Genomic DNA, 24,749 nt, shown 5'->3' with positions numbered 1-24,749 from the left:
CCATGCTCAATATTTTTTTTATTACTTTGAATTATATAGTTTTTATATAAAATTAATTATTTAATAGCGACATCTGTTGCAAGATTTGCTTTACTAATGGGCATACTTTACCAATCTTGGTGCATCTGTATTGAGATGCTTGGAAATATATATGACGAAACCTTTCTCGCAAGCGTGTGAAAATAATAAAAATCCAATATTAAGCGTCATCACAGCATATTTAGCACAAGTCGAGAGTGTGTTAGAGCTGGGATCAGGTACGGGGCAACACAGCGTGCACTTCGCTGCTAATTTGCCTCACTTACAATGGCATACCAGTGATCGATTGGTTAATCATAATGGTATTAAACAGTGGCTTGATGAAGCAAAGCTAGATAATTTGCACGCACCGGTAGAGTTAGATCTAAATCGCCCTTGGCCAATAAATACCGTTGATGCTATTTATACCGCTAATACGTTACACATCGTCAGCAAACCGTTAGTTGAGCAGTTTTTTACAGGTGTTAATAAGCATTTAGCGTCAAAAGGTCTCGTGTGTATTTATGGCCCATTTAAATACAACGGCAACTTTACCAGTGAAAGTAATCAGCGTTTTGATGAATTTTTAAATCAGCAAGACTGCCAAAGTGGCATTCGTGATTTCGAATGGGTACAGCAATTAGCTGAGCAAGCAGGGTTAATGCTTGTTGATGATATTGCGATGCCTGCTAATAATCAGTTATTGATTTTTAAACGTCATTAGTTATCAATCTTAAAAGGTAATAATTCAGTGCATTGCTGATGATAGATGCGCATATGCTGACGCTCACGTTGTAAGTAATCTGCTATCGCAGGACTAAAAGTAGCATCCATTACGGCATGTACGGAGTGAGTAAATACCGGTGCAAAACCTCGTGCTATTTTATGCTCGCCCTGCGCACCTGAGTGAAAGCACTGAAGCTGATGTTTAATACAATATTCAATACCTTGGTAATAGCAAAGCTCAAAGTGCAGGCAATCAATTTCTGCTATAGCTCCCCAATAGCGCCCGTATAGTGTGTCATTATTTTTAAAGCTCAGTGTTGCAGCGACCACTTCGTGATCATGGATGGCATGCATGATCACCAGTTTATCGGCCATTAAGGCATGTAACAAAATAAAAAAGTCATGATTTAAATAACCCATGTGGCCAGAGCGTTTTAAATAAGTGCGTTGGTAAAATTCGCAAAACTGGCTCATCACAGCTTTAGTTATCTGTTCACCTTGCAGCCATTTAATACTAATATTTTGCTGGGTTATTTTATTACGTTCTTTTTTCAATACTTTACGTTTTCGTGCGGTTAACTGCGCTAAAAAATCGTCAAAAGTAGCGTAGTTTTGATTTTGCCATTGAAACTGCACGCCAATACGATGCATACCTTGATGTGGTGTGAGTTGAGAGACTTGCAGTTGCGAGCAAAAGTTAATGTGCCAGCCAGACCAACCTTGTTGCTCACATTGAGCTGTTAAAGTCTTTGTTATGTACTGATACACTTGTTCTGGGTGTGAGTGTGCAATCGCAAGGCGTTGACCTTCAATAGGGCTAAACGGTGAGCCAGATAACCACTTAGGGTAATATTCTAAACCATGTTGCTGGTAAGCTTCAGCCCATGCCCAGTCAAATACATATTCGCCATAAGAGTGACTTTTTAGATAGCCGGGTGCTAATGCCACCAAAGTATCATTTTGGTAAATGGCTAAATGTTGCGGTTGCCAACCAGACGCGGCTGATACGCATTGGCTTTGTTCTAATGCAAATAAAAATGCATGATCAGTAAATGGGTTATCGGCAAAAAACTGCTGCCAAACAGCGGTATCTATTGCACTGATACTGGTTAACCAGCGGTGACTAAATATACTCATTATTGATTGCCCTGCGAGCCTTCAACCTGCTTTATAAACTGTTTTATATAGAGTGCTTGCTCAGTAAAGTAAGGGTTGTAAGTCAGACGTTGAAAGGTTGGAAATGCTGCAATATTTTCTGCAGTACGCTCGCCAATATTAGGTTTTTCGGTCGTTTTACATTGCTTATACAAAGTATCATCATCGAGGTAACTGCCGCAATTGCGATAAGCGCCAGCAATACCGTAGTAAGGGTTATCAGGTGAGTTAACTACGGCAATATGAGAAATACCATGAATGTTTTTACAGATTGTATTTTTGCACTGTGGATTTAATACCCTATAGCCTTTTGGAAAACCACTGGTAATGGTTGTTTTATCACCGTAAAAAACCAAGGTATCTAAGCTATTTGCAGGGCGTATCTTTACATCATGCAAGGCGCTTAACAATTGCAGCGATGCACGGGTATCAATGGTGGTATCTATATCACTCATCACTGAAAAAATAGCCAAGTTTGGTAATTGACGCTCGATTAGTTCTGGTAACGCGATTGAGCGCATAACATCATCGGCTGCGGTTGCAGCATTAAATGGAAACGACTCATATTTAGCAAAATCAATATCGGCGTCTTTATCTATCCAATTCACAAAGGGAATACGGTCAATCCACTTCGCCAGCCAACCATTTTTATTGTGTGGTTCAGTGGCGGGCGAAAATAGCATCAGTGCAGTTATTTTTGGGTCAACGGGCTCGACAGTTAAATAATTAAGTAATAGGGCTGCGCCTGTAGAGTAGCCACCTAAAATCACCTGATCAAAATCTTTTATAGTACGTTTAATTGCATAGTCTACAGCTTGCTGCCATTGTTTGGCATTAATACTGCTTAGTGCATTAGCTGCGGTGCCATGGCCTGGTAACAGCAAAGTACGTACGGTATAGCCTTGTTGAAAGTAAATTTGTGCCAAGTCATGATAGGTAAATGGAGAGTCGGTAAGGCCATGAATTAATAGAACTGCTTTGTGGTTGTTATTTTGGCGTAATTCAAATGGCGCTATAAGATCAACTATATTAGGGGGGCTAGTGCGTTGCTGTTGTTTAACTAAAAGCTGATAGGTATCAGTTAAAATAGGGCAAGGCATTGATGCGCGCGGGTTTGCCGCTAAAATATGTTGGTATGCAAAGCTTAAATAATCACTAAATGCTTGCTCACTATGATAGGAAAAATCCGTATTAGCATTGCTTTTTTCAAACCGTAATAGGCCCTGCTTTTTGCTGTTCATAATATAGTTTAAATCAGTTAACTGAGTAACGCAGTTGGTTTGGCTGATAGCAAGGCTAGAGGTTGTTATTAAAGTGAGAGTTAGTAATATTCCATTAAGGCTCATAAACATCTACATAATTGATTAGGCACTCGGTTAGCTTATCGAGTTCGAGGGGTTTTGCAAGATGCTGATTAAAACCAATTGCTAAGGCATTGGCTTTATCCTCAGGCATTACATCAGCGGTTAAGGCAATGACGGGTAATTGTTCAGTACTTTTAATTTGACGTATCAAGGCGGTGGCTTGGTAACCGTCCATAATGGGCATTTGGCAATCCATTAACACTAAATCGAAGTCATTTATTTTAACTTGCTCTACTGCTAATTCGCCATTTTCAACCAGTGTTGGAGTGATCCCCAAAGAGCTAAGCATTGCTTTTATTACTAATTGATTGACGCTGTTATCTTCTGCAACCAGTATCTTTAGTTTGCTTAAATCAACATGCTGTTGTGTGTGCTTTGCCGTTACTTGTTGCGCAGCACAGGTATTTAACTCGACAGACAGGGTAAATGTGGAGCCTTTACCTGGCTCGCTTTGTACGCTGATATCTCCAGACATTAGCAAACTAAGTTCTTTTGCGATTGTTAAGCCAAGCCCGGTGCCACCAAACTTGCGTGATGTGGAGTTATCAGCTTGGGTGAATGCATCAAATAATTTACTTTGCTCTGATGGCGCAATGCCGATGCCAGAGTCCTTAATAGCCAAAGTAATTTGCCTACGTTTATCGGTGATCTCCTTACAGTATGCGCTGACACTTACTTCACCTTCGCAGGTAAACTTGATGGCGTTACTACACAGGTTTAATAAAATTTGCTCAATTCGCATAACATCACCTTCAAACCAAATATCAGTTGGTAATTGGTTATCAACTTTCCAGTGAATGCCTTTTTGTTCAGCGCTTTGTTCGAACATACTGCTAATCCGGGCAAGAAGAGCATTTAAATCAAAAGGAGCGACTTCCAAGGTGAGCTTTTGTGATTCAATTTTAGAGATATCGAGTACATCATTGATTAAACTTAACAATGATTTAGAAGCTAAATTAATTTTATTTAGATAACCGATGAGAACTTCAGCGCTATCTTCACTTTTAGCTAAGGTTGAAAAACCGATCACCGCATTAAGCGGCGTACGAATTTCATGACTCATATTGGCTAAAAACCGGCTTTTAGCTTGATTCGCTAAATCAGATTGCTTTTTAGCTCTGACAAGCGAGCGAGTACGTTCCGCTACTAAGCGCGATAGAGCAATATGTTGATGATTGAATAACAGTAATACCAGTAAAATAAGTGAGCTTACAATGACCTGTAGAATAATTAAAAAGAGTGTCATGTGATTAGTTTGATGCGGTAGGAACTCATCTTTAATCGTTAAATCAACTAGCCATGTTTGCCCTGCAAAATTAATCGTGATGGTTGTAAGCTTATTGCTTTTGGTCGGCACATTTTCGGCGTTTGAATAAAACGGGTTGGTAGCATTGGCTTCATAAATAGCGATATTAAACATCTTATTTTGTGCTTGGGTAAGCGATTGAGCAAGTATGTTTTCCACTAAAAATACACCTGTTGCGTAGCCTTTAATTGAGGCAACTTCATTATTTTGTTGATACACCGGAGCAAATAATAAATAAGCGGGCTCAGGTTGTTGTGCTTGCACTAATTGAATTATTTTAGTGCCTACAGGGCGATTTTTGATGCGTGGGTCGAGTAAAGTCTCACGGCGATCTTTACGAGAATTGAGGTTAAAACCAATAGCGGATTGATTTTCTGCAAAAGGGGCTATATAGGTAATAATCACTAATGGATCGTCGTTTGATAATGGCGCTCCTTTAATACTCGGATCAAAGTTATATGAATTATAAATTTCATCGAGCTGCTTGTTAAAATCACTGACCTGAGCTGGGGGAATTTTGCGATTCCATGAAAATGCTTTAATAAATGAATGCTCAGCCAGTAATTGGGCACTGTAGCTATCAAACTCTTGCTGACTTAAAGTTGGTGTTGATTGAATTTGGCTCGCAAGGCTTTGTACGGTTATTTGGCTAAGATTTAAATTGCGCAGTAAACTGTTTTCAATGATAGATGTTTCACGCTTGGCAATTTGTATCGCATTTGAATAAGTCTCTTGGTTGTATAGTTTAGTGGTTAAGGCGACAGAGACGAATAATACCGAGCAGACTGCGATGGTTGGCAATGGGGTGACGTAGTGTCGTTTAAATTTAGGCTGTAGTAAGGCCAATAAAAAGGGGGTTGCGATCAGCACACCGAGTGAGTCACCTAACCACCAATAAGTAACATTTTTCCAGTGATTTTCAATGCTGTAGGCGGGATTAAATTGACTTAAAGCATAGACTCCAATATTGGCCGATATGAGGCTGACGACAATACCGACGATAAAAATAAAATAAATAATCGATTGGCGTTGTTTTAAATACAGCGGATGGCCTAGCCAGTACTTTAAAAGAGCAGCGCCAATCATGCCTTGTAGCACGGCGCCTAAGCCGATTAGCAGTACTTGTTCTAGCGTATTGCCAATTAAAACCTGATCAGTGATCGGGTTATCACCGGTACTTAAATTAAAGGCGACAGAGGCAATAAATAATGCCGGCATAAAACGCCACCACCAGATAAAACAGCCAACTAAGGCAATACCAGCAGGGAGCCAAATAGGGATGACTTGTGATTGAAAGGCAAAATTAGTTAATAACTTACCAGTTGCAAAATAAGCAACAGCAAACGATATGTAAAAAACAAAAGAACTGGATGTTGAACGAAAAATCTTCACATGCATCCTTGTTAAATATTATTTTTATAATGATATTTCAGTATAGCGAATCGACACTAAATAGTATTATTTTTTAAAGTGGTAGCTGCCTTTTGCTAAATGTTTGCTTTAAAACCACTGTAGACTCAATGTTAGCAATACAATCAATACTCCCAAGCTTATATTTAACAAAACTTTCGTAGCTTTCTAAATCGGTAGCAATAATCTTCAATAAGTAATCATAGCTTCCTGATATGACAGAGCACTCCAGTACATGATTCAGTTTTTCCACGTGTTCTTCAAACATATTTGCCGCACTGGCGGAATTCTGGCTCAACCGCACAAACGCATAGACCAGCACTTTTAACCCGAGTGCGCGTGGGTTTAAGGCTGCGTGATAGCCAGTGATCACCTTACTTGCTTCAAGTTTTTTTATACGCCTTAAGCAAGGGGTATCCGATAAGCTTACAGTTGTTGCAAGTTCTGATACAGAGGTACGCGCATTGCTTTGTAACAACGTTAGTAATTGTTGATCTTTTTTATCTAAACTCATAACTATGACAATAAATTTTATTTAATAGTGATTATAGAGTGAATATCACTAATTGTATGGATTTTAATTAGTGGTTTTGCTGATTTGTGCTCTATGTTATCTGTTAACATTAATGCAATAAACTTTGGTGTGGAGTAATATCTGTGAGTAATAATACCCAGGCATTTGATGAGTGGCTCAGAACCCGCTTTGTAGAAATTAATAGTCAACTAGAGGCTATCTATTGGCAACAAGAAGATAAAGCTAACGTAGAATTTGTCGGGGAGCAATTTAAGCATCAGTTAGAGGCTGAGGGTAATGCGCATATTCGTAAGTTACTAGCAGAAGGCAATACTGACGAAGGGTTTGATCGTGCGTTTGATTTACTTGGCAATGTAGGATTATTTATGGCGGCTTGTCGACGCCATGAGATCACTGAACCATCGCGCGAAACGACCTCGCCTTTAGTCGAGGCCTCGGCACTAGCTATGCATATTGGTGCATCAATAGGGGTTACTCCGCGCTTTGCGACGGCTCATTTAACCACCCATAATAAGGCTATTAATGGCCTTTATAAGCGCTTTACGGATCTGCCAGATGAAAAATTATTCATTGATTACAATACCAAAGGGATTTTAGCCTATAAGCGAGCAGCTGATGCATTATTAAAAATTCAGCCATTAGGTATTTCGCATCCGCTATGCGGTGATTTACTTAAAGTTGCCAAGCAGGCGTTAGTCGATGTGATTGAATCGAATACGGCTTTATATAATCAGTTAGACACCGAGCGATTCTTTTTCTGTGTACGTCCTTACTATAAGCCGTATCGGGTTGGCAAAGAGGTTTACCGTGGAGCCAATGCGGGAGATTTTGCCGGAATTAACGTTATAGATATGCTGTTAGGTTTATGCTTTGCCAACGAACCGAGTTATTCACAAATGCTGGTGGATAAATTTTTATATATGATGCCTGAAGATCAGCAAATTCTGCGAGAGTCTATGCGTATGCCAAGCATAATGGATGACTTTTTAGCGGCAGGAGATACCCGCCATAGCTCGTGGTTTAAAACCAATGCCAAGTTGTTTATACAAGTATGTAAGCTGCATGGCGATACTGCAATAGGTCATCATAATCAACTGGTTAGTAAGTTTATAGCTCAGCCAGCTCAACACATGCAACAGCAACATATGAATAAAGTGACTGCCAGCGGTCCGCCATTGCATGTGTTATTGGATTCTCTTGAACAATTAAGAGATCGTCGAGCTGCAGCAAAGCGTGATGATATAAGAACTCGTTATGATGATTTAGCACAATTAAAGCAATGGGTGAGTAATTAATATGTACAAAGATGACTTTAATCTTGCGGCAGGCTGTTACTTGCTAAATCACTCTGTTGGCCGTGCACTGAAAAGCAGCCAAGATGATTTTAACCAGCATTTTTTTGCTCCTTGGCAAGCGAGTAATAAAGAGCCATGGCAACAGTGGCTGCCAGCCATTGAGCGCTTTACTCAGGCGCTCAGTACATTGTTTAATTCACCGAGCAGGCAATTTTGCCCACAAGTAAATTTATCGAGCGCTTTAACAAAGTTAGTTATGTCGCATCCTCGCTTACAGCAAGCTAATTGTAAGGTGTTGATGGCGCAAAGTGACTTTCCTAGCATGGGGTTTGCAATGCAAAAAGCGCTGGCTAGTAGCGCTGAAATAAAGTTTATTCCTGAACACGTAGATTTAACTGATAGCGTGCAATGGCAACAATATATTCAAGCAGATATTGATTTAGTATTTATCAGTCACGCTTATTCAAATACTGGCCAGCAAGCGCCCGTAGCTGAAATTACGCAACTGTGTAAGCACGTAGGCTGTTTGAGTCTTGTTGATGTGGCGCAGTCAGCTGGTGTATTACCTCTAGATTTAAGCCAAGTTGATGCTGATTTTATGATTGGTTCCAGCGTTAAGTGGTTATGCTCAGGTCCAGGTGCGGCGTATTTATGGGTAAGCCAAGCGCAATTAAATGTGTGCGAACCACAAGATGTAGGGTGGTTTTCACATCAAAATCCATTTGAGTTTGATATTCATCACTTTGCTTATCATGATAGCGCATTGCGTTTTTGGGGCGGCACTCCATCGATTGCGCCATTTGTACTCGCAGGGCATAGCATTGGTTACTTTGCTAAATTAGGTGTTGCAACAGTGCGAGCGCACAACTTGGCGCTACTTGAACAATTAAGTGCAGAGTTTAGGCCATATTTGGTTTCACCAACAACGCCAGAAAAATGCAGCGGTACAGCTATTTTAAATTTTGGCGAGCAACAGCCGGCGGTATTAAGCGCACTGTCTCAGGCGAACATAAGTGTCGATGCGCGAGCATATGGGGTGCGAGTTTCACCGCATATTTATAACAACAGTAGTGATATAGCACAGCTAATAAAAGTGGTTAAACAAACCCTAAGCTAAATTTATTGGCTTAGTTGCGTTTTAAACGCCTTTAACGCATCAATTTGTTGCTGATACTGCTTTATTTTCGGCTCAATGCGTTGCTCAGCTTGTGCTGTTCGTTTTGCTATCGCATCAGCAATTGAGTTTGCTCCCATTTTATTTGCAGAGTCTTGCGTCATATAGTTTATTTTGGTTTTTTGTTCTGCAAGAGTATCTTGAAGTTGCTTTATTTCTCGTTGATAAACTGCAATTTCACGATCAATTTTTTGCATCGCAACATAACTATCTACAGACGCCATGATATCTTTGCTCTGTTGGGTATTAGCTGCTTGGGTCACATTAGTTGGTGGAATTTTGATTTCTTTAGCATCGTCACCACAAGGTAGTTGACTAAAGGTAGCCACGCCATCAACCGTGCATTGGTAAGCAGCCGTAGCCACAGCTGCTGGTGGTATCAGCATCGCTACGGCACACACCATTGTTAACTGAAGTTGTCGCAAGTACACTTATTAATCCCTAAATTCGCATTAAAATATCCAGTGCTGCTAGTTTAACAAGTTTGTTAATTTGAATCGCCAATTAATCGTTGCGATTTTATCAGTGAATTTATTTACCTTATAACGGCGCCTTTTGCAGTGAAAAATACCCGAGTAAGTGACGCATCGTGTTAGCTTGATCTGCCATTTGTTTCGCCGCAGCCATGGTTTCTTCAGTCATCGCTGAGTTTTCTTGGATCAAGGTTGTTAGACGTTGTACCACAATATCTACCTCTTTAATTGCCTGTTGTTGGGTAATCGAAGAGCTATTGATAGACACTATCATATGGTTAACATCAGCCACAGCGCTGACAATTTGCTTTAGTTTCTCACCTGATGAATTAGCAAGGGCGGTACCGTGACTAATTTTTTGGTTGCTGTTGCTTATTATAGTTTTAATTTGTTTCGCCGAGGTTGCGCTACGTCCAGCTAATTCTCTAACCTCATTGGCAACGACCGCAAACCCGCGACCATGCTCGCCAGCTCTGGCAGCTTCTACCGCTGCGTTGAGAGCTAATAAATTGGTTTGAAATGCTATTTCATCAATAACAGAGACAATTTCATTAATATCCTTACTGGAATTATTGACCTCAACAATGGCATGAACCGTTTGTATGGATAGCTCGCCCCCTTCTGTTGCGCTCATTTGAGCGTTTTCTGCAAGCTTAACCGCTTCGTTAGCTTGCTTAGCAATGGCTGCTATTTCATCCAGCATGTTACTGCTGCTGGCACTGGCTTCTTCTAAATTGGCTGCTTGCTCTTCAGTGCGTTGACTTATTTCGGTGTTACTCTCTGCTATCTCTGCGGCGCTTTGTGATACTCTTGAGGCAGACTCTTGAATGCTGCTAATAACACTGGTAAGTTTTTCAATCGTTTGATTTACATCTGCTTTTAATGTAGCAAATACACCTTGGTAATCCTGCTGTACTTGTTGATTTAAATTGCCTTGAGCAAGCCCGCTTAATACCTTAGTTACCTCTGCGATTGCATCTGCGGTGATGGTCAAAGAACTGTTCACATCATTTTGCAGCTGCGCTAATTGGCCTTGCATGTTTGTCTCTAGTTGTTGATTAAAATCACCGCTACGCATAGCTGCCATAACGCGCGCGAGTTCAGCAATAACAATACTCAAATTGCTAATAGAGCTATTTACATCATCTTTAAGTACATTGAGTTGGCCATTCATATCGCTATCGATTGTCTGCTCGAAGTTACCTTTACTGATCGCCAGCATAACGTTTGATATTTCACTTACAGCAGTGTCTAAACCCATAATTGAGTTATTAATATTATGCTTTAAAGTTGATAATTGGCCATTGGCACTGCAATTTACTTGTTGTTTAAAGTTGCCAGCATTTACGGCTGCCATAACATCGTTAATATTTTTAATGATTAACGCGAGATTGTCGACGCTCGCGTTGATATCATTTTTAAGTGTGGCTAACTGGCCTTGTAGAGGTTGCTCAAGGTGTTGTGAAAAATCCCCATCGTGAAGTGCGCTCATTACGCGGCTGATATCACTTACCGCTCCGGCTAAACTGTGTACTGAATTATTCACACTGTTTTTTAATTGCGCCAAAGAGCCTTGTGCGGCTACCGTAACTTGTTGTTTAAAATCACCATGTTCAATATGGCTCATCACCCCGACAATTTCAGTAATGGTGCTATTTAGCGATTGCAGTGAGCCATTTATATTTTGTTTTAAGGTGGCCAACTGTCCCTGCATTGGGGTTGTTATTTGGCTATTAAAATTTCCTTGGCTCATCTCATCTATAATATGATTTAGTTCACTCATTGCTTGCTCTAGCGAGTCTGCGCAATTATTTGTGGCCTGTTTTAAGGAATCTAATTCGCCTTTGCAGGGCGCACTAATTCGGTGGTTAAATTCACCTGCGGCCATCTTATTCATAACCGTATTGGTTTGGGAAATAGAGCTTTGCAGCGCATCAAGCAGGCAATTAAAAGCGCTTGCCGATGAACCTATTTCATCATTCGAAAGCACTGGCGTTCGTACCGAAAAATCACCTTTTTGTTCAACGTGACGCATTGTGTCGACCAGTAATTGCACCGGGCGGGTCAGTGAACGAGCAAACCAAATAGCGACCAGAGTGATGGCAATAATCGATATGATTAAGGTGCTAACGAGAATCGTCGTTAAATGACTGACCGTGGCAAAAGCTTCGTTTTTATCTATTTCAGCCAGTAATGACCACTGTATACCTAATACGTTAATGGGTTGATAAGACGACAGTACTAAGGAGCCACTATAATCGGTGATTACTTGCTGACCTTTTTTTCCTTGCTGAGCAAGCTCAGTTGCCAGCGTTTTTACTTTACCTATGCTTGGGTAGCGAAAAGAATTTACGACCGAATGGTTTTCGGGGTCGAGAAAGGAGTCAGAACGCATTAAAAAATCAGGTCCGACTAAATATGTTTCGCCACTTGAACCTAAGCCTGCCCGCTCAGTCATAATGACATTCAGGGCATCAATGGATAGTTGAAAAACCAAGGTGCTAGTATGTACGCCTTGGTTATAAATCGGGGTGGCGATAAAACTAGCTGGTGCATTATAAGATGGCAAATATTGCTGATAATCTACAAAGGTAATTTCATCTTCATTGATCATTTTTGCTTGTTTAAATGCCAATGCTAGGTTGCTATTAGCATAAGGTCCATCAAGTAAAGAGGTGGCAAAGTCAACTTCTTTGTAAACAGAGTAAATCACTTCAGCACTGCGATTGTCGATGATAAAGACATCATAAAAATCAAATTTTTGCGCAAAATTTAGTAAAAAGCTATGGTATTTGCTGTGTAGTAAATTGTAGTTATTATCAGCACTTGCCTGTGCTAACTTTGCTTTCTCGCCAAGTGGATATGGATTATCTGCTAGGTATTGTGATTGCCAATATTTAGCTGTGGGCGAAAGTGTAGAAAGCAGCTCAGAAGTTGGTAATTTATCTTCGTTTTTAAGCCGGTATTTAGTATTAAAGTCATTGTGATAGTAATCTGCCAACTGTTGCTCTGCGGTGCTGTCGAGGGCGGTGGTATAGGGCTCTTTAAATGCACGGCTAAGTTCATCGGCTGCGGTGTGGAGTAAAGGGCTTTGTGCTAAAAATAATAATTGCGCATGTATATCGGCAAAATGCCTTTCAATGGCGCTTTTTTTAATTTCACTAACCGCTTCTAATTGAGCGTAAGTTTGTTTATTTAAAGCAGTCGCCGAGTTATACAGCGCAAGACTGATGGCAATCGTCAAGGGAATTAATGCAACGAGCAAAAAGGCAATAACAAGCTTTTTAGTCAAGCCGATATTACGTACAAAATCTCCGAATGAACGGGTTTGGTTAGCCATAACAACATCCTTATCAAAGCAAAGCTGTAAACCTAATACAGGTAATTAAGATTTAGTGTAGAACAGCTTGAATTAAAAGCGAGTATATGACGAAAAATAGATTTTTTAGTTGCTGTAATGCACTTGCTATACTCTGTTAAACTATGGGCATTTCAAATTTAAGTGTATTTGCTATGAAAAAGTCCATTATTCCAGTTGTATTGGCCGGTGGTATCGGTTCGCGGTTATGGCCATTATCGCGCCAAGCTATGCCAAAACAGTTTTTACCTCTACTGGGAGATGAGTCATTATTGCAAAGCACCTTAAAGAGAGTCTCTGACTCATGTTTTACCGATCCGATCTTGGTTTGTAATGAGCAGCATCGCTTTATTGTCAGCAGCCAATGCCAGCAAATCGACGCTGTAACCATGGCGTTACTGTTAGAGCCTGATGGCAAAAATACTGCTCCCGCCATCGCATTGGCAGCACAATATGCATTACAGCAAGGGCTTGATAAACCTTTATTAGTGATACCAGCCGATCATCATATTGATAACTTTGAGTTGTTAATAGAGCAACTTCCTGATGCGATAAGCTTGGCGCAACAGGGCAAGTTAATTACCTTTGCGATTGAGCCAGACTCGGCCCATTGCGGTTACGGTTATATTAAAAATGGTACTAAAATAGCGGCTTCAAACTGCTATGAAGTTGATGAATTTAAAGAAAAGCCCAGTCTACTATTAGCACAGCAATATCTTGCCAGTGGCGAATATAGCTGGAACAGTGGGATGTTTTTATTCACTCCTAGCGCATACCTTGCTGAACTTGAGCGTTTTGCACCAAAAATCGCCAGTTGCATTGCAGCAGCCGCCAATTTCAGTGGCGACTTAGGTTTTATCCGTGCCAATAATGAAGTCTTAAAAAACTGTCCAAGTGATTCAATCGACTATGCTATTTTAGAACGCAGCCCAAATGTGGCGGTGTTGCCTTTAGCGCTGAATTGGAATGATGTCGGCGGTTTTAATGCGCTATGGCAAAGTGCCGATAAAGACGAGCAAGGCAATAGCCTAAGCACAGATGACGTGGTTTTACATAGCCATAACAACTTACTCAGTGGTGAAGAAGGTCATAGCATCGCAGCTCTTGGGGTGAGTGATTTAGCGATTATTCACACCCATGATGCAACTTTAGTCGCGAGTAAAAGCCAGTTAGATCAGCTCCCGGAACTATTAAAGCAATTAGCCGTTAAGCACGACGATAAATTGATCCATCATCAAGCCGTGTATCGACCGTGGGGTAGTTACCGGGTGTTAATTGCAGGCACCGGCTTTAAAGTGAAAAAAATTATTGTCAGCCCTGCAGGCAAACTTTCAACACAGCGCCATCAGTACCGCGCTGAACATTGGGTTGTCGTCTCTGGCATTGCTGATGTACGTATTGATGGCGAAGCACACACGCTTACTGCCGATCAATCTTGCTATATAGCCGCCGGTCATATTCACAGCCTAGCAAATACGCAAAATGAGCCACTGATCCTTATAGAAGTACAAACTGGCAGCATTTTAGATGAAACGGATATTGAACGTTTTGACGATCAGTATGGTAGAAAATAGTGAAGGTTAATCGCTTTTAACCCAGCCAATACTTAATATATAACGACTACCTTTTTCTATTTTGGTTACTGCATGCTGAGTTATATCGGGCCTAAATAGTTTTATACGCTTGCTTTGAAATAAGGTGTTTTCGCACATAAACTCACCGCCCAGTTGGGCGCGTTTAATAATGAGATTTAAACGAAAATGCTTACCTTTTTTTACTTTATCTGTATGGGGCTTTATTTCACTACCAACGGGAAACTTAATTAAATAAGTATCAAACTTTACTGGCCAATGGGCGCCACACAGAAGCATTTTGTCATAGCCCGAATCTTGCCTACCACGCTGCCAGCGAAATAAATTTTTAAAAATAGCCATTGTATCTTTTCCTTATTACTTTAACTTCGCCAACTCGCCAACTCGCCAACTCGCCAACTCGCCAACTCGCCAACTCGCCAACTCGCCAACTCGTCAACTCGTCAACTCATCTGCTCCCTGACATACTTTAAATATTGCTCAAGGCTATTTTGCCACAGTACCAACGCTTCTGTGAGTGACTCTTTAAGCGGTTTGTTATCGAGTAAGCGTCGTTCTATTTTTTTTAACTCTATACCGTAGCGGTTAAAACCGAGCTGTAAAGCGGTACTTGCTTGGCGATGGAGCAGCTTGATACATTGTTCTTTATCTTCATCTAATAATTGCTGAGCACGGATCAGCTTGTTACGAGCAGACAGCACAAACTCGTTGTATATAGAAGATATTTCATCTTCGCTAAAAGAACTTTTTAATGTTTCGGCGGCGGTGTCATCATACAAAATGTCACTGAGTTCTACCGCAACACTAGGTGCCTGGCTGTTTTGTGAGTCACTCAATGCTTGGCGTAGCTTTTGTTGCTTTATAGGTTTACCAACAATGTCTTTGATCCCTAAAGTAAAATATTCTTTTATTTCGTCAGGACTTAAACTGGCTGTAAAGGCCAGTACAGGGGTACGTTGATTTTTATGTTCCATACCTTTGAGAGTTTTGAGTACCTCTTGACCAGTAAAGTCCGGTAAGTTCATATCTAGTAGCACAACATCAAAATGGTAGGTTTGCATTAGTTCGATAGCGCTTTTACCATCACGGGCTAGTTTGATTTTATGTTCGTCATCGGCCATAAACTCAATAGCTATCTTTTGGTTTAAATCTAAATCTTCGACCAATAATACGTCTAATCCAGTTAAGTAGTCCTTCGATTGATGACGTTGTTCAACTAAACTCAACTCGCCAAGTGCCAGAGTAATATCAAAACTAAACGAGCTACCTTGGTCTAGTTTGCTGATAATATCGAGCTTTGAATTAAGTTTATCAAGCAAGCGACTGGTAATAGCAAGACCAAGACCTGTGCCACCTTTTTCTTTGCCGGCACTGCTTTGTACGTAAGGCTCTGTAAGGTACTCAATTTCGTCATCTTCAATGCCTGGACCTGAATCAATTACGCTGATGCGAATGTGGTGCTCAAGTTGGCGTTCTTCGAGTAATTCCACCTGAATTTTAACTTCACCTTTATCGGTAAATTTAATTGCATTACCGACTAGGTTAATAATAATTTGCCTTAGCTTTTGTTGGTCGCAGTAGTAACAAGCTTGCTCAGGAAGATTGTATATTAACTCAAACTTTAAGCGCTTTTGCTCAGCTAGTGGGCTAAGTAATAAACATAAGTTATGCAACCAGGTTTTAAATTCTACGTCTTCCTCATAGAGCGCTTCGTTGTGTTGGTCTAGGCTGGCGTAATCAAGTACTTTATCAACCAATAAGTTAAGTGATTCTGCAGAGTTTATAATGGCTTCGCAGTAAGGTTTATCACGGGGATCGGTTGATTGATTCAAAATTAGTTGTGCGCTACCTAAAATACCATTGAGGGGGGTGCGAATTTCATGGCTAATAGTTGATAAGAATAGCCCGCGAATTTCTAAATCTTTTTGCGCTTTGCTCGTTAGTTGGTTGAGATTTTGCTCTCTACGCTCATTACACAGTAACGCCATTCCAGTGGTATAAAATATTGGCGCAATCACACCATTGATCAATAACGTAATGGTAAACCAGTTTTCTTTCAGTAGTGTTAGGTTGTTCACACCTTCCATTAAAAAAACTCGCCCAGTAAAAATACAGCTGATAATCGTAAGGATCAAAATATAGACGATGCTACCGTTAGGGTAAGGTTTGCGCGCAAAGCGAATAAATAAATAAAGTAAGAAAAATGCTTCGCTTATATGCTGTAAATCAGAGGCCAGCATACGATTACGTAGGTTAGAGTCAACTACGGTAAAGTACATTAGCAACGCTCCGCAAAATAAGGTTGCTAATACAAAAAACCGAAACTCTTTGCCGCGATAACCTAAAAATTGGCTGATTGTTAACGCATGAATGATGGATGCGCTAAACCATAAACTATTTGCAAGTACAATAGTGGCGGTGCTATCGAAATGACCATGTAAGGCAAAGCTCATCAAGGCAATAAATAGCACTAAAGGATAAAGTATATACAGCACTGTGCCTGGGGTATGTTTATTAGCGCGCCAAGTTAAAAAATTGAGTAATGCCATGACGACCATCATGGCGGCGCTGGCAGAGTAGAGCGTGAGGGAGTCGAGCATTCATATTCCAAGCAGATCGAGGTGACGAGTTTAGAATAATGGCAATTGCGTTTGTTAGCAAATATCGCGCTCTTGAATAAACAAAAAACAGGCACAAAGTACCTGTTTTTAATATTAAAATAAGAGTTGCTAGGCTAGCGAATTTCGTCAGGAATATTTTGTTGTGCCCACGATAATAATTCAATACGATTACGACATTTTGTCTTTCTAAATGCGCTGTATAAATGAGTTTTTACCGTGTGTGGACTAATGCTTAACGCTTCAGCTATTTCTTTATTTTTAGAACCATTACTCATCAAAGAGATAATTGCTTTTTCACGCTTAGTTAATTTTACTGGTTCAATATCACCGTCAGTAAGTTTATGTAATGCGTCTTTATTAAATTGCAGCATACGGTTTAACGCGTTGCACATGATATCACGACGATACCACAGCTGGTCTTCCAGTAATAAACGAATGCCTTTCATTAGCACATCAGCGTTGTCGGTAGTATAAAAAACCCCACGAATACCGCTCAGCAATGCGCGATTAGCAAGTTCTGGATTTTCGTCTAAGTTGAATAATACGATATCGCATTTAACTCGTAGGTTGACCAGTTGCTCTTTCAATTTACCCCAAGCGTCTTGGCTTGATGTTTCGATAAACAATAAGCGCGTTCCCTCAGGAACTTCAGATATGTTTGTTCCGTTAGTAACATTGAGCCCTTGGGTTTTTAATAAAGGCTCTAATACATTAATACCAATTGTATTAATTGGCTCTAGATCTAGTAACAAAAAGGCTGTACTACTCATACTTATATACTCTTGAATAAAGTTGACCAATCAATCCTAACATGCAACCCGCTCCTTTTGTATTAGAAATTTATTACTTGGGGGTAAGATATGCATAGTTTTATAACGTTTTTCGTATTTTTCACAAAGGGAAAATTTAAAAATAACTGTAAACAATTGAAATTAATATAAAATAATATTTTTTCCAAAGTTAATGTTTTTTTACAAATATTTACAGTAAACCAGTTTAAATTAAACCTTTTGTCTTATCTTGATAAGGAGGCCATCCCATTATTTTACCAGCTAGCATATGTAAATGGATATGATAAACAGTTTGCCCGCCATGTTCATTGCAATTCATTACCACGCGAAAACCATCCTCTGCAAAGCCTTGTTGTTTGGCTATTTTTGCAGCTACCACATACAGGTGGCCAACAATTGGCGCATCTTGCTCAGTAATATCATTGATGGTCGCAATCGCTTTTTTCGGGATAATAAGCACGTGAAAAGGGGCTTGAGGGTTGATATCTCTAAACGCTAAACTAAGCTCATCTTCGTAGATGATATCAGCTGGGATCTCGCGGTTAATAATTTTAGTAAAAATAGTTTCTTGGCTCATTTAAAGGGCTCTTTGTCGGTTGTACTAAAGTCACTAATGACAAACTTTGCCTGCAGTGTCAAACTGAAATCAAATAACAAGGAGCTATTATGCGTAAACAGATATTATTAAGCGGTATTGTGTCATTATTTTTGAGTGCGGCAAGTGTGGCGGAAACCGTTAATTTTCCTGAAGAAATAGTCCCATTACAAGTGGGCGATAAGAAAATTGAACATTCATTTTTCAATCGTGTTGATGAAATCGAACTAGTTCCTGGCGTATATCAGGTCAAACTTAAATACACCGATCTGTACGAGCAAGGTTACGATGAGCATCAAGTTATCGACTCAGAACCATTTTGGGTGACGATGACCATTGCTGCTAATACAGATTATGATGTGGTGTTTAACCGTGCTGATAATGCGGTAGCAGCAGAAGTTTTTGCAGAAGCGCCGCAAGTGAGCTTACAAGCAAAAGGAGCGTCATTAGGCACGCCACTGGCTATTATAGCTGAGCCTGATTTGACAAGTAGTGCTAGCTCTCAAGTTGCGACAGTGCAAGTAGCGCCAACAGCAGCATCAACAACCAGAGCTGCACCTAATGCTGCTAATTTACAAGCTCCAGTTTCTCGCCCTGCACCTAATGCAGGTAATGCGCCTAGTGCTGCCGCCATGTTAGATTTTTGGTGGCAACAAGCCAGTGCTCAAGAGCAGCAAGCTTTCATTGATAAAGTCACTAAAAATAAATAGCGCTGATTAAAATAGATAGCAAAAAGGGCGAATAAATCGCCCTTTTTTAATTTTGAGTTATTTAGCTATTACTTAGCAAACAAGTCGTCAATAGTACCTTGCGCAAGTGGGTGGTAACCCGGGCGCGCTTTTAGGTATACGTCATGTGCCCATTCACGTTTACCATTAGTAATTAGAGCTTTGTATAACGGCACGATTAACTTGCGACGGCCAATACCTGATAAGTGTTTATCAAGTGCTGGATAGATAGGTTGATAGCCATTGCCAACCGCAAGCATAAACCAAGCAAAAGCACGCTCTGCGTTAGTTGATTGTGTAAGATTGAACTCACTGTCTAGCATCGCCATTTTATCTAGGCTTAAATCACGTGGTAAGTTATTTAAAAAGTGTAACCACTCATGCACAGTCCAATTTGCCGTAGGAAGTTGTGCGGCTGTTGTTTCACCTTTTAACCATGCTGCAGTTGCACTATCTACTTTATCGAATGCATCTGAGGTTGGGTTTGGTGCATCGCTCGGTAAGCCAGGCTGAAAAATCCACTCGTTTACTTTATCCATGCTAACAACACCTGGATACTGTTCAATTAAGTTCGCTTTTAAGTAAGTAACAAACTCTGCGGTGGTCAAAGATTTGAATGAAAACTCTTTAAAATAGGCTTTTACAAATGGGTCGAACTTGTCGCGACCATACTTGTTTTCAAGGTAAATTAAGAATAGCTGGCCTTTAGTATATGGCACTGAGCTGAATGCATCGTCCGGATCGCGGCCATTAAGTTTTAAGTTAAGGCGAGTATCTGGCGCTGCAATAGTTTTAAGTTGAGCACGCAGGCCTGCAGCGTCAAGCGCTTGCTCCATAACCGCACGGTCACGACCATAAACTTCTTCCATAATACGGTTTTCAACGTACGAGGTAAAACCTTCATTCAGCCATAAGTCTTCCCATGTAGCATTGGTTACTAAGTTGCCAGACCAAGAGTGAGCAAGCTCATGAGCGATTAAGTTAACTAAGCTTTTATCGCCAGCAACAACCGTTGGAGTGATAAACGACAGGCGTGGATTCTCCATGCCACCGAAAGGAAAGCTCGGCGGTAACATTAAGAGGTCATAACGGCCCCAAGCATATTCACCGTACATGGTACTTGTTTTATCGATCATCGCTTGCGTGTCTTCAAATTCAGCAACTGATGCATCTAAAATGGTTGGTTCAGCAAAAATGCCGGTTTGGCGTGACATAGCTTTAAATTCTAGATTACCAGCGCCAATCGCAATTAAGTAAGGAGAGATTGCTTGAGGCATATCAAAAATGTAATCGCCATCTTTATAAAGTGCATCTTTGTTGTCAGCACTCATCACCGCACGAACATCTTTAGGTGTATGAATACGTGCCGAGTAAGTTACACGCATCGCTGGTGTATCTTGTACTGGGATCCAACTACGAGCATGAATTGCTTGCGATTGGCTGTACATAAACGGATGAGTTTTACTGGCTGTTTGCTCAGGTGTTAACCATTGTAAGCCTGATGCTTCTGGGCGACTATTGTAGTAAATGCGTACTTTTGCTGCTTGGTTTTTAAAAGTAATAGTTAACTTTGAGCCTTTAACATCATCACGTGCAGCAAGGGTAAATTTTGCTTTATGCCAGCCACCAGTTTGATCTTGATACATTACTTTATCAATATCTAAGTCACGGGTATCAAGTACCAATGTTTTGCTGTCGGCATTTTGCCATTGTAACGTATGCTCAACAAAACCTTCTAACTGCTTGTCGGCAAAATCAACGTCTAAATCAAGATTTAAGTGTGTGGTAATAACATCATCAAGATTAGCATAGGAATTTTGATCAATGGCACTGGCCATTGCTTGAGAGCACATACCTGCCATTGCGAGGCTTAAAAAAAGTGGTTTAAGTTTCATATTGACCCTGGACGGAAATAAAAAGTGCAGGTTTTATATCATGATTGACCATCAGGGTTGAGCAATTTTTACAATCTGATGCGCGTTTTGCGACGATAGGTTACACTATTGCGATTAGTGACAATTAACCTTTGGGGCATTTTGTGGCTCTCTCTTTGCAAGCTTTTCATACATTTTCTTTACCGAGCCAGTGTTCACAACTGTGCGAAATCACTGACCTTACACAATTACAGCTACTGACGTTTGATAGCCCTTTTTGCATTTTAGGTGAAGGTAGTAACACGGTATTTTTAAGCGATTATCAAGGCACTGTAATTAAAATGGCGACTACCGGTATCGCCATCATTGAACGCGACAATGATTACTTACTTGAAGTTGCTGCAGGAGAAAACTGGCATCAGCTTGTTGCATATACGCTCAAACAAGGGATGCCTGGGCTTGAAAACCTTGCTTTGATCCCCGGCACAGTTGGCGCAGCACCGGTACAAAATATTGGTGCCTATGGTGTAGAGCTGGCAAAATTTATTGAATACGTAGAATATTTTGATATCGCCACTAAGCAGCTCATCCGCCTTAGTTGTCAACAATGCGAGTTTGGCTATCGAGAGTCTATTTTTAAGCATCAATTAAAAAATAAAGCAGTGATCACTTGTGTTGCATTGGCATTACCAAAACTTTGGCAGCCAGAGTTAAGCTACGGTCCTTTACAACAGCTTGAGTCGGTAACGGCGCAGACGGTTTTTGAGCAAGTGATTAAAACTCGTAACAGCAAATTACCGGATCCTTACATACTTGCCAATGCCGGAAGCTTTTTTAAAAACCCAATTATAGAAAACCAGTTACTTAGCGAATTGCTCGTCGCGCATCCGCAGTTGCCTCATTATTACTATGATGAACACCACCATAAAGTAGCTGCCGGTTGGTTAATAGAACAAGCAGGGTTAAAAGGATACCGTATCGCAGGAATTGAAGTGCATCAGCAACAAGCATTAGTTTTAGTTAATTATGGTGGCAGTGAAGGCAGTGACCTAATTAAAATGATTCAACATATCCAGCAGCAAATATGGCAACGTTATCAAATAAGCTTACAGCACGAAGTTCGCTTGATGAATAATGATACTGAATGCCATATCGGTTTAGGGGAGTTAGCATGAAGGCGCCGGATGGTAATAAATTAGCAATCTTAAATGCGCTCAATCAGGGTGGCTTTATCTCTGGGCAATTACTTGGTGAGCAACTTGGCATTAGTCGCGCCGCAGTGAGTAAACATATGCAAAGTTTACAAGCGATGGGGCTGGATATTTTTAAAGTTAGCGGTAAGGGTTATAGCCTTAATAACTCCGTGGGCTTGTTAGAGCAAAATAAGATCCAGCAATATTATCAAGGCTTGAACGCCAGTACGGCACATATCGAAGTGCATCCGATCATTGATTCGACCAACAGTGAGTTAATGCGCCGTATTGCGGCTAAACAAACACTGGATTCAGGCACTGTCGTCGTCGCGGAAATGCAGCAAGCAGGGCGTGGGCGACGCGGACGCGTTTGGCAGTCTCCATTTGGTGCGAACTTGTATTATAGCTATTTCTGGCGCTTAGATGACGGGCTGCAAGCCGCAATGGGTATGTCTATCGCAGTAGGCTTAGCTGTTTACGATACGTTAAAAGCACTGTATCAGTTAGATATTGAACTCAAGTGGCCAAACGACATTTATCTTAATAAAGAAAAGCTCGCAGGTGTTTTGGTCGAATTAGATGGTCAGCCACAAGGGCCATGCCAGCTCGTGATAGGTATTGGTATTAATTTGCAAATGCCCACAAGCTACAGCCAGCAAATCGACCAAGCGTGGACTGATTTGAGCCAACATAGCCAACAGATTGATAAAAATCAGCTGGTGGCACATTTAACATACCACCTTGAGCAACGATTAGCGCAGTACAGTCAAACTGGCTTGCATGACATGTATCAGCAGTGGAACGAACTCAACGCCTTTGCAGGACAGTGTGTGGAGTTAAATACCGGGCATAGAAGCTGGCGCGGTATCTGTGAAGGTATAGATCCACAAGGTGGTATTCGTATTCGCCAAGATGGTGAGGTTAAAAGCTATTACGGTGGTGAAATTTCACTACGCAAGGCAGTTCAATGAGATTATTAATCGATGTAGGTAATACAGCACTTAAAGCAGCGCTATGCCAGCAAGGCGAAATCAAACCGTGTGATGTTAGTGCGCTACCTTGGCGGCAAATTAACGAGCTGGTTTATGCAAGTGTTGGTAAAAATGAGCAACTCAATGGGCTATTAGCACAAGCATCGGCATTTCAGGTGCCATGTTTTGAAGCGAAAGTGACTAAACATTTGAGTAACCTTAGCTGTGCGTATCAACAATTTAGTAATTTAGGTATTGATCGCTGGCTTGGTTTAATTGCTGCTTTTCAATTATGGCCGCAACAAGATTGCATCGTGATAGACACAGGCACAGCCACAACAATTGATGTACTTACAGCACAAGGACAACATTTGGGTGGCTGGATATTACCTGGCCTTGATCTCATGACACGCTCATTAACACAGAATACGCAGCGTGTTTTTGATGATGCCAACACGCCTTTTGCGAATGAGCTGGGTGTAAACACACCTAATGGTTTAAAAAATGGCGCGCTAGTGGCAACCTTAGGGGCTGTTGAACAAGCAAAATTACATTTAACCAATAAAAAACCTCAACTAATTTTTGCTGGTGGCTATGGTGCATTATTGAAAGCGCAATTTTTAGACGCGATTTATGATCCGCAATTAGTGATGAAGGGGCTCAATTACTGGTATGAATTGAGCAAAAATTAACAAAAACAGGCTGTTTTGCCTGATTTGTGAGCGTTCGGCACATAAAATCACATTTTTTTTAATTTTCTTGTTGCATCACCACCAACCTTCCTCTAATATCTCGCCCCGTACTAAAGCAGTGCCGACTTAGCTCAGCTGGTAGAGCAACTGACTTGTAATCAGTAGGTCAACCGTTCGACTCGGTTAGTCGGCACCACTTTCCTTTTACCGAAAGTGTTTAGTAAAGAATTATCGTGGAGGGGTTCCCGAGCGGCCAAAGGGATCAGACTGTAAATCTGACGGCTCAGCCTTCGCTGGTTCGAATCCAGCTCCCTCCACCACTTTATTCTTGACGGTTAGAGGTAGTTTAAGAACAGGTTGCTAACGCGGGCATCGTATAATGGCTATTACCTCAGCCTTCCAAGCTGATGATGCGGGTTCGATTCCCGCTGCCCGCTCCAGTTTCTGGTGTTGCTGATATAGCTCAGTTGGTAGAGCGCACCCTTGGTAAGGGTGAGGTCGGCAGTTCAACTCTGCCTATCAGCACCAGTCTTAGAATCTTCTTGATTACTTCCTTTATCTGTCAGAAAATACTATTTGAAATTTGAAAAATTTAACTTAATCTACCTCTGGTGGATTATTTTCATATGTAATCTAGATACACAAAACTGATAGGTTCCGTCATGGCAAAAGCAAAGTTTGAACGCGTAAAACCGCACGTAAACGTAGGTACAATCGGCCACGTTGACCACGGTAAAACTACCCTAACTGCAGCAATCACTAACGTACTTGCAAAAGTATACGGCGGTGTTGCTAAAGATTTCGCATCAATCGATAACGCTCCAGAAGAGCGCGAGCGCGGTATCACAATCTCAACTTCACACGTTGAATACGATACG

20 protein-coding genes and 4 tRNA genes are annotated in these 24,749 nt (G+C 40.9%); 13 read left to right on the top strand and 11 right to left on the bottom strand.

The features are described 5' to 3' along the window. Window positions 1-151 precede the first annotated feature (151 nt). Window positions 152-742, top strand: coding sequence for a DUF938 domain-containing protein (locus tag FW757_RS21440; RefSeq protein ID WP_182768181.1), 591 nt, complete (start codon window positions 152-154; stop codon window positions 740-742). Here the strand turns inward: FW757_RS21440 and FW757_RS21435 are convergent. The 4 genes from FW757_RS21435 to FW757_RS21420 form a co-directional block, all read right to left on the bottom strand. After that, on the bottom strand, window positions 739-1,881 hold the full coding sequence (locus FW757_RS21435; RefSeq protein WP_182740653.1) for a GNAT family N-acetyltransferase: 1,143 nt from the start codon (window positions 1,879-1,881) through the stop codon (window positions 739-741). The genes FW757_RS21440 and FW757_RS21435 overlap by 4 nt on opposite strands. Beyond that, on the bottom strand, window positions 1,881-3,245 hold the full coding sequence (locus FW757_RS21430; protein WP_182740652.1) for an alpha/beta hydrolase: 1,365 nt from the start codon (window positions 3,243-3,245) through the stop codon (window positions 1,881-1,883). Before FW757_RS21430 ends, FW757_RS21435 begins: the two co-directional genes overlap by 1 nt. Continuing rightward, window positions 3,235-5,961, bottom strand: coding sequence for a CHASE domain-containing protein (locus tag FW757_RS21425; RefSeq protein ID WP_182762172.1), 2,727 nt, complete (start codon window positions 5,959-5,961; stop codon window positions 3,235-3,237). The genes FW757_RS21430 and FW757_RS21425 overlap by 11 nt, the downstream gene beginning before the upstream one ends. Before the next feature lie 73 nt (window positions 5,962-6,034). Then, complete coding sequence (locus FW757_RS21420; protein ID WP_149983348.1) at window positions 6,035-6,493, bottom strand: Lrp/AsnC family transcriptional regulator; 459 nt, start codon at window positions 6,491-6,493, stop codon at window positions 6,035-6,037. Window positions 6,494-6,636: 143 nt separating this feature from the next. On the opposite strand from FW757_RS21420, the gene FW757_RS21415 reads away from it, so the two are divergent. Beyond that, window positions 6,637-7,809, top strand: coding sequence for a PrnB family protein (locus tag FW757_RS21415; protein ID WP_149983347.1), 1,173 nt, complete (start codon window positions 6,637-6,639; stop codon window positions 7,807-7,809). Window position 7,810: 1 nt separating this feature from the next. Then, window positions 7,811-8,926, top strand: coding sequence for an aminotransferase class V-fold PLP-dependent enzyme (locus FW757_RS21410; protein ID WP_182719313.1), 1,116 nt, complete (start codon window positions 7,811-7,813; stop codon window positions 8,924-8,926). A gap of 2 nt (window positions 8,927-8,928) precedes the next feature. Here FW757_RS21410 and FW757_RS21405 read toward each other — a convergent pair whose 3' ends face one another. After that, entirely contained in the window at window positions 8,929-9,408 is a 480-nt protein-coding gene (locus tag FW757_RS21405) for a DUF4124 domain-containing protein (protein ID WP_446441674.1), read from the bottom strand. A gap of 115 nt (window positions 9,409-9,523) precedes the next feature. Further along, window positions 9,524-12,796, bottom strand: coding sequence for a methyl-accepting chemotaxis protein (locus FW757_RS21400; RefSeq protein ID WP_182798102.1), 3,273 nt, complete (start codon window positions 12,794-12,796; stop codon window positions 9,524-9,526). 173 nt (window positions 12,797-12,969) lie between these two features. Between FW757_RS21400 and FW757_RS21395 the strand changes: the two genes are divergently transcribed. After that, on the top strand, window positions 12,970-14,388 hold the full coding sequence (locus FW757_RS21395; protein ID WP_182798101.1) for a mannose-1-phosphate guanylyltransferase/mannose-6-phosphate isomerase: 1,419 nt from the start codon (window positions 12,970-12,972) through the stop codon (window positions 14,386-14,388). A gap of 6 nt (window positions 14,389-14,394) precedes the next feature. Here FW757_RS21395 and FW757_RS21390 read toward each other — a convergent pair whose 3' ends face one another. From FW757_RS21390 to FW757_RS21375, 4 genes are all read right to left on the bottom strand, one after another. Further along, the gene (locus FW757_RS21390) at window positions 14,395-14,748 is read right to left on the bottom strand and encodes a 2OG-Fe(II) oxygenase (RefSeq protein WP_182732558.1); all 354 of its coding nucleotides are present in this window, start codon (window positions 14,746-14,748) and stop codon (window positions 14,395-14,397) included. Between the two features lie 101 nt (window positions 14,749-14,849). Next, on the bottom strand, window positions 14,850-17,006 hold the full coding sequence (locus tag FW757_RS21385) for an ATP-binding protein (protein WP_182762176.1): 2,157 nt from the start codon (window positions 17,004-17,006) through the stop codon (window positions 14,850-14,852). 134 nt (window positions 17,007-17,140) lie between these two features. After that, window positions 17,141-17,797 (bottom strand): helix-turn-helix transcriptional regulator, encoded by a 657-nt coding sequence (locus tag FW757_RS21380; RefSeq protein ID WP_149983340.1) that lies wholly within the window; start codon window positions 17,795-17,797, stop codon window positions 17,141-17,143. Window positions 17,798-18,023: 226 nt separating this feature from the next. Beyond that, complete coding sequence (locus FW757_RS21375; protein WP_149983339.1) at window positions 18,024-18,395, bottom strand: histidine triad nucleotide-binding protein; 372 nt, start codon at window positions 18,393-18,395, stop codon at window positions 18,024-18,026. Window positions 18,396-18,484: 89 nt separating this feature from the next. Here FW757_RS21375 and FW757_RS21370 point away from each other — a divergent pair, with 89 nt between their 5' ends. After that, window positions 18,485-19,123 (top strand): DUF2057 family protein, encoded by a 639-nt coding sequence (locus FW757_RS21370; protein ID WP_446441673.1) that lies wholly within the window; start codon window positions 18,485-18,487, stop codon window positions 19,121-19,123. Between the two features lie 68 nt (window positions 19,124-19,191). Here the strand turns inward: FW757_RS21370 and FW757_RS21365 are convergent, their stop codons facing one another. Beyond that, window positions 19,192-21,036, bottom strand: coding sequence for a M1 family metallopeptidase (locus FW757_RS21365; RefSeq protein WP_182740885.1), 1,845 nt, complete (start codon window positions 21,034-21,036; stop codon window positions 19,192-19,194). Window positions 21,037-21,179: 143 nt separating this feature from the next. Between FW757_RS21365 and murB the strand changes: the two genes are divergently transcribed. The 8 genes from murB to FW757_RS21325 all read left to right on the top strand — a co-directional run. Then, the gene (murB, locus tag FW757_RS21360) at window positions 21,180-22,190 is read left to right on the top strand and encodes a UDP-N-acetylmuramate dehydrogenase (protein WP_182740886.1); all 1,011 of its coding nucleotides are present in this window, start codon (window positions 21,180-21,182) and stop codon (window positions 22,188-22,190) included. Next, the gene (gene birA, locus FW757_RS21355) at window positions 22,187-23,179 is read left to right on the top strand and encodes a bifunctional biotin--[acetyl-CoA-carboxylase] ligase/biotin operon repressor BirA (protein WP_149983335.1); all 993 of its coding nucleotides are present in this window, start codon (window positions 22,187-22,189) and stop codon (window positions 23,177-23,179) included. The genes murB and birA overlap by 4 nt, the downstream gene beginning before the upstream one ends. Then, window positions 23,176-23,871: a type III pantothenate kinase gene (locus FW757_RS21350; protein WP_446441672.1), complete on the top strand. Its 696-nt coding sequence runs from the start codon at window positions 23,176-23,178 to the stop codon at window positions 23,869-23,871. The genes birA and FW757_RS21350 overlap by 4 nt, the downstream gene beginning before the upstream one ends. 120 nt (window positions 23,872-23,991) lie before the next feature. Further along, window positions 23,992-24,067, top strand: a tRNA-Thr gene (locus FW757_RS21345). A 39-nt stretch (window positions 24,068-24,106) separates the two neighbouring features. After that, window positions 24,107-24,191, top strand: a tRNA-Tyr gene (locus FW757_RS21340). Between the two features lie 45 nt (window positions 24,192-24,236). After that, a tRNA-Gly gene (locus FW757_RS21335) sits at window positions 24,237-24,311 on the top strand. 12 nt (window positions 24,312-24,323) lie between these two features. Further along, window positions 24,324-24,399, top strand: a tRNA-Thr gene (locus FW757_RS21330). Window positions 24,400-24,533: 134 nt separating this feature from the next. Beyond that, a partial coding sequence (locus tag FW757_RS21325; RefSeq protein ID WP_446441671.1) for a GTP-binding protein occupies window positions 24,534-24,749 on the top strand: 216 nt, incomplete at its 3' end.

It is taken from the genome of Pseudoalteromonas sp. 1181_04 (genome assembly GCF_052850545.1).
The sequence above is the reverse complement of the archived record's forward strand: the minus strand, read 5'-3'. Positions and strand labels throughout refer to the sequence as shown.